Consider the following 5,666-nt stretch of genomic DNA (forward strand, 5'->3'; position numbering starts at 1 on the left):
ATTTATACCTACTTGTCAAGTCTTATTTCTCTTTTTCGTACAAAAAAAGAGCGGGCTATCTTTTTCGATAACCTGCTCTTTTTCTTGATATTTGGACCTGCGCCTTAACTAAATGACATTGACTGCGTGGCAGCCCTTCACCATTGAACTATCGTACCCGTTAGCGTAGTGATAATTTCATAGGTTAATTGAACTGTCCTCACTGGCATTTATATAATGCTACATATAATCTAGACACCAAAAAAGGAGTTTCTTAGTTGTAAGGCAACCACCATTACTATAAGAAGCCGTGATTGTAAGCCTTACCTCCTCTTTCGGAAGAAATAGTAAGATACTGTTAGGTAAATGAACAAGAGACATGTTGTTCGAAAATATGGCGTTTCATACCATTTCGGATGTTGTATGTACACAATGTGATTAAAAAATAAGTTAATGCATGCCACAGTTAAACAAGTGAATATGCCGTACAAAATAAAGTAAAACAATATTCTCATATTCTCACCTACTGTTTGAAGATTCAGATTACATGAAAATGTGGATAGATCACACGCCCAGTGACCCATTCTATTGTTGCAAGACAAAATGGGGAAATTTATTGCGTTAAACTGCCCGTTAGCTTAATAAAAAGAGCAGGATACCATAGTACCTGCTCATCAATGTGTATTATTCAACTAACGTTACCCGTTAGCTTAATCATTTAGTTGTGGGTACATGCAATGGATCAACTGTTGGATGTAATAGTTCTTTTCTCATCAGACGACTTCAAAGCCAAGGACCCTGATTCTTCTTTGACCTCACCACCGACGATTCTTTTGACACCCACTACTGTAATTTTTCCGTCCGAATCGATTGTACCCGTGGTAATATTGGTGCTGGTCACAAGGCCACCCGTTCTGTAAAAGAAAAATTCCTTGATCTCTGGTTTGCTCCCTGTTGCGTTTGTAACCTTGTTCTCCAAGAATAGCTCAACCGTGCCTTTTTGTCCGACAGGAATGTGCGCCTGCCAGGTGACCACGAAAAAGTCATCTTGCAATTCATAAAACGAAACGGTATCGTCTGATATCAAGAAAAAACGGTTGGATTCGCCGATTGGGAAAAGAAAAGTTGTTTCAAAGCCTTCTCGTTCATGCGTGTAAGCTATGGGCTTCTGCGCAAAATGGGCGGTTTTGGGACCATTGTCCATTACGATTCGCCGCGCTTGCGCCAAGTCTCCCCGATACAGGATATCTCGCTCGTTTTGGCTAAGCGGCGAGTTGACGAACACAGCATCCCCGCTTGTGGCTACTTGGTAACCGAAAAACTGTGAAAGAAAGCGAAGTGGAACATAAAGACGGTTGTTTACGATTTTTAAAGGTACATCAAAAGTCAGCTGATTTGATCGTCCTTCCTTTTCGTAATACGAGGTGTTCTTGCCAGCAGTTAGCTTAACAGTTTCCGACCATTTGCGGATGGTAGCGGTTTTCGACGCTTGGTCCCATGAAACAGAAGCGCCGAGAGAATCAGTCATAGCTCGGATCGGAACCAATAGGCGTCCATTTTCGACTATGGGCGCTACATCAGATTGGATCTGCTTATCTTCAACAAAGATTTTGACAGGCACAGCGGCGTAGGATGTGGCGGAAACGGCCAGCAGACTAGCGGCTGCAACGGCAAATACAAGCTTTTTCATTTGGGTTACCCAACTCCTTTAAAATTTAAGACAACAATGTCTCGAATTGTTTCGTGAACGAACTTGGTAAAACACCCCAATAAAAGCCGATGAAATAAACGTTCACACTTGCGTCTACCTATAAAAGACGCAGTTGGAGAAAATTTGTTGCGTTTAACTGCTCGTTAGTTCAACGAGGCTGCCGTTCTAAGCCAGCAACCTCGTCCTCGTGATTGTTGAGCTATAGTACCCGTTAGCTTAATCGTCTTTGCTACTGGATGGTTTTTGACTTCCTTTTATAAATTCATAATTGTAATAAACGCCCATATAAGTAACCCCAACAATAAGCTGCATCCGAGAAAAATAGAAGTAATAATAGTTCTATTTTTATTCAAGTTCTTCAAGCCTCTTTTCATTGATTAAATTATACATCTATAAATTAGAACGCAGAAGATAATTAAATGTTTCGTTATCCTGCCCGTTAGCTTAATAATTTACTGCAATCCTATGTATCGGAGATGTGTCGCCCGCGAATCGAGTTCCCCGTTAGTGCAACATCAGACAATAAAAAAACCACCTATCAGGTGGCTGTGGCTATTCAAAGTTTAATTGAGATTATCTATTTTTTATTAAGGCTATCTGCTAACGGTATTTCAGCAATAACCTTTGGTCCATCTAGTATAAGTAAAACACCTTCAAGTGAAGTTGACTTTACTTTTCCAACATCGACGTTTTCCTTAATTTGAAATTCAGCATGAAAAGATGCTTCTTTTCCTGGCTCTAAAATACCTTCTGAGCTGCCGCCTCTAAATTGCATTTTTCGGAATACCGTATTCTGTTGTATCTCCATCAACGAAGCCAGTTTATCATATGGTCTTACTGTCACTTCCAAACCATATGAGTGATGTCCAGGATAGTCGAATGTTCCAAAAATTCGTTGTGACCCAGTATTTTTGATTCTGAAGTCGTATCGTAGTATATGTTCAGATTTAATGACCGTTGTTTCAACATTTGTCAAAACAAGCTCACTTTTCTTTTCAAATCCCATAGTAAAGAAAAGTGATAAGCACATCAGTAATACAATTGATACTTTTAATACTTTTTTCATAAATCCCTCCCTTGAACAAGCAGTTCGTTTATTTCCTGCGCTCGTTCTCAAGATAAGATAACCAGCTTTGGTAAAAATATTCTTTATTCCACTATCCTGCCCGTAAGCTTAATTAAATGAGCAGGCCACCGCAGCGCCTGCTCATCCCTGTGTGTAATTCAACTTAGTTCAACACGCTGGTGTCTGGTTTCTTATGATACATTATTAAATACAAACCAATGAGTATAACTAAAAATAAATGCAACGAATAAGGGATAATGCGTAATAACCTGTCATGAACATGTACTACATAGTCGAAAAGAAGCAAACTCCATACCACCTGATAGACGAGGTTTCCAAGCAAAAAGTACTTAACTATCTTTCTGTTGATGAGCCATTCTTTCGAACATAACGCCACCCCCATGAAAGATTGTACGAGAAACCATATACCCCCAAGTGGTGCTGATTCTAAGCTGAAAAAATATTGTAATATCGGCGGGAAATACAGCAGTCCGAGAACAATAGTTATTGAACCGATACTTCGAAGATAAGTAAACTGTATAACAATCCCCTCCTGTCCTTGGCATTGATATTCAACTTAACATTTTGGTTTATTTCTCATTATACCCGTATTAATCTGAACAATAGCCATTGATGTAATCTGCCCGTTAGCTTAATAAAGAAATGGAGCAGCTGCCATAGCAAGCTGCCCCTTGTATGTTCAACTATCGTATCCGTTAGCGTAATAGTAAAGTCAATACAAGCACACTTTATGAAACTTTGATTTTGAAAGGTGCTGATTGGATTTCAAGGTCATAATATTTAAAATCATGTTTAATTCTGAATTTTGCCTTTGAAACGATTTTATAGCTTCCTGCTTGTAACTTTAGTTCATTATTTTTCGGGAAAACATGCCCCTCTCCATCATTGCTATAAGAGTCATTCGGCTCCAACGTAACCATGTATCCAATGGCATTAACAAATTGCTCCTTTACATCTTGCAGGACAGGTTCACCCTTCATATCATAAACATCATAAGTGAACATATCTGCACCATGCTCTACTTCCCAAGAACTATTGGAATTATTGACCAAAGTACCTTTAACAACAAAAAGCTTGTCGGCTTGTAAATCTTTAGGCGTATTAACCTTAATACTGAACATCTTAGCTTTTGGTATCGTCTCAGTGTCACTTTGACATCCAACAAGTGTAATTATTATGACTAATAAACTAACTAAAACAGAATGTTTCATAAATGTAACCTCCTCGTATGTGTATAAATTTCGAAGCATGCTCCTTCACTATCATTCCCGTTAGCCATCCATGCATCTCTTATGCTGCTCCACAGAGCATGAAAGTTAATCCGTTCTTTCATGGTAGTTGAATTACTTGCTCATATTAAATAGGATTTCATTTTTATAAGCTGTGGTGTATTTCTCAATTAGTTCTTTTTTTGCTTCTTCATTGGTAATTAGAATGTCGCCGTAAACAGGCACTAGGGTATTCCAATTCTCTTTCTTCAAATGTCTGGTTACAAATAAATATGATTGTCCTTCTTGGAGTAATTGGTCATTTTCAATTAATATCAATTCATTTCCTTTGTATCCACCTTGTTGGTTTACAATTACTGTTCCGTTAAATTCACCTTTGATATTATCAGAAACCTCCACTTTAAACTGAGTTTCAGGAAAACCATCTATTGATTTAGTTCCATCCTGTCCTATCACTTTTCCGATAAATACATTATCTGCCCAACCTACGAGGCGGCGAGTATCTGATACATCAAAGGCAGTACTAATTTTACTAAGATCTATTATTCTAATACCAGGATTTTCTGGCGGATTGTTTGTAAAGTAGTTAGGTCCGAAAATCGCTAAAGCTAATGACGCTGCCATAACAGATGCTATAACAAAAGTCCATCTACGTTTTGAGTTCCCCATCTCTAATTTTGCTTTTGAAACTCCGATTTCACTTCTTTCACTTAATTCTTTTGGAATTTCAATTTTATTCATTTCTTGTTTAATCTTATTGCTCATATACACCTTCTCCTTTCCATTCTTTACGGAGCTTTTTTAAAGCTCGGTATAAAACTGTTTTAGCTGTACCCAATGGAATCTCAAGCGTTTCTGCAATTTCTTTAATGGTACGGTCGTGATAAAATTTTAAAAGAATAATGTTCTTTTCATCTTCATTCAATAAATCAATTAAATCTTGCAAAGACATTGCAAGCGGAATATCCTCTTCAACGTCATTGGAAATTACCGTCTCGAATTCAGGTTTCATATGAACAACCTTATTTTGTTTTCGCAAAATATCGATAGAACAACTAATCGCAATCCTTATTAACCAAGTTTTCAAGTATTTGGGTTCTTTAAGATTTTTGATCGATTTAAACGAACGATATGCAGTTTCTTGAACAATATCAAGTGCATCTTCTTGATTTTTAACATAGACAAATGCCGTTCTATAAATATCCTTTTCGTATTCTTGAAACAATTTTAAAAATGCTTCCTCATTTCCTTTTTGAGCTTTTTTTCACTAATCGTATGATTATAACCATCTCCTCAACCTTTCACTTATTAGACGAATAGGATTCTTATTTGGCTTTATTTTTTTTATTTTTTCAAAATAAATAAATAACCGCCCAAATTACAGGCGATTTTCTAGACATATTAAATATATTGTTAAACTAATCTGACCGTTCGTAACGAAGGGCTACCACGTGGTAGCCCTTTCGGTGTTCAACTATCGTTACCCGTTAGCGTAATACGCTGTGAGTCAATATCACTCAAAATGAAACACGTTTTTTCCGTCTTTATTAAAACCATTCAGAATGAATCCACCATGATAATTTTCAATGTATTTGTCCTGCAAAGCGAACCATAGTCTGTTCCCATCGAATAATTCTACTATTTCTGCGTCTTTATCAAT

General features: G+C 37.3%; 5 protein-coding genes. All 5 read right to left on the bottom strand.

What is annotated here, in order from left to right:
* Positions 1-721: 721 nt before the first annotated feature.
* The 5 genes from RCO25_RS34225 to RCO25_RS34245 all read right to left on the bottom strand — a co-directional run bounded on the left by RCO25_RS34225 (position 722) and on the right by RCO25_RS34245 (position 5,231).
* Positions 722-1,669: a copper amine oxidase N-terminal domain-containing protein gene (locus tag RCO25_RS34225; RefSeq protein ID WP_309000511.1), complete on the bottom strand. Its 948-nt coding sequence runs from the start codon at positions 1,667-1,669 to the stop codon at positions 722-724.
* Positions 1,670-2,267: 598 nt separating this feature from the next.
* Positions 2,268-2,756 carry a hypothetical protein gene (locus RCO25_RS34230; protein ID WP_309000512.1) on the bottom strand — a complete coding sequence of 163 codons (489 nt, stop codon included), beginning with the start codon at positions 2,754-2,756 and terminating at the stop codon, positions 2,268-2,270.
* Between the two features lie 749 nt (positions 2,757-3,505).
* Entirely contained in the window at positions 3,506-3,988 is a 483-nt protein-coding gene (locus RCO25_RS34235; protein ID WP_309000513.1) for a hypothetical protein, read from the bottom strand.
* Positions 3,989-4,120: 132 nt separating this feature from the next.
* The gene (locus RCO25_RS34240) at positions 4,121-4,771 is read right to left on the bottom strand and encodes a hypothetical protein (protein WP_309000514.1); all 651 of its coding nucleotides are present in this window, start codon (positions 4,769-4,771) and stop codon (positions 4,121-4,123) included.
* Positions 4,761-5,231: a sigma-70 family RNA polymerase sigma factor gene (locus RCO25_RS34245; RefSeq protein ID WP_309000515.1), complete on the bottom strand. Its 471-nt coding sequence runs from the start codon at positions 5,229-5,231 to the stop codon at positions 4,761-4,763. The genes RCO25_RS34240 and RCO25_RS34245 overlap by 11 nt, the downstream gene beginning before the upstream one ends.
* Positions 5,232-5,666: the final 435 nt, after the last annotated feature.

Origin of the sequence: Paenibacillus sp. LHD-38 (genome assembly GCF_031157315.1) — a bacterium.
Taxonomy (GTDB): domain Bacteria; phylum Bacillota; class Bacilli; order Paenibacillales; family Paenibacillaceae; genus Pristimantibacillus.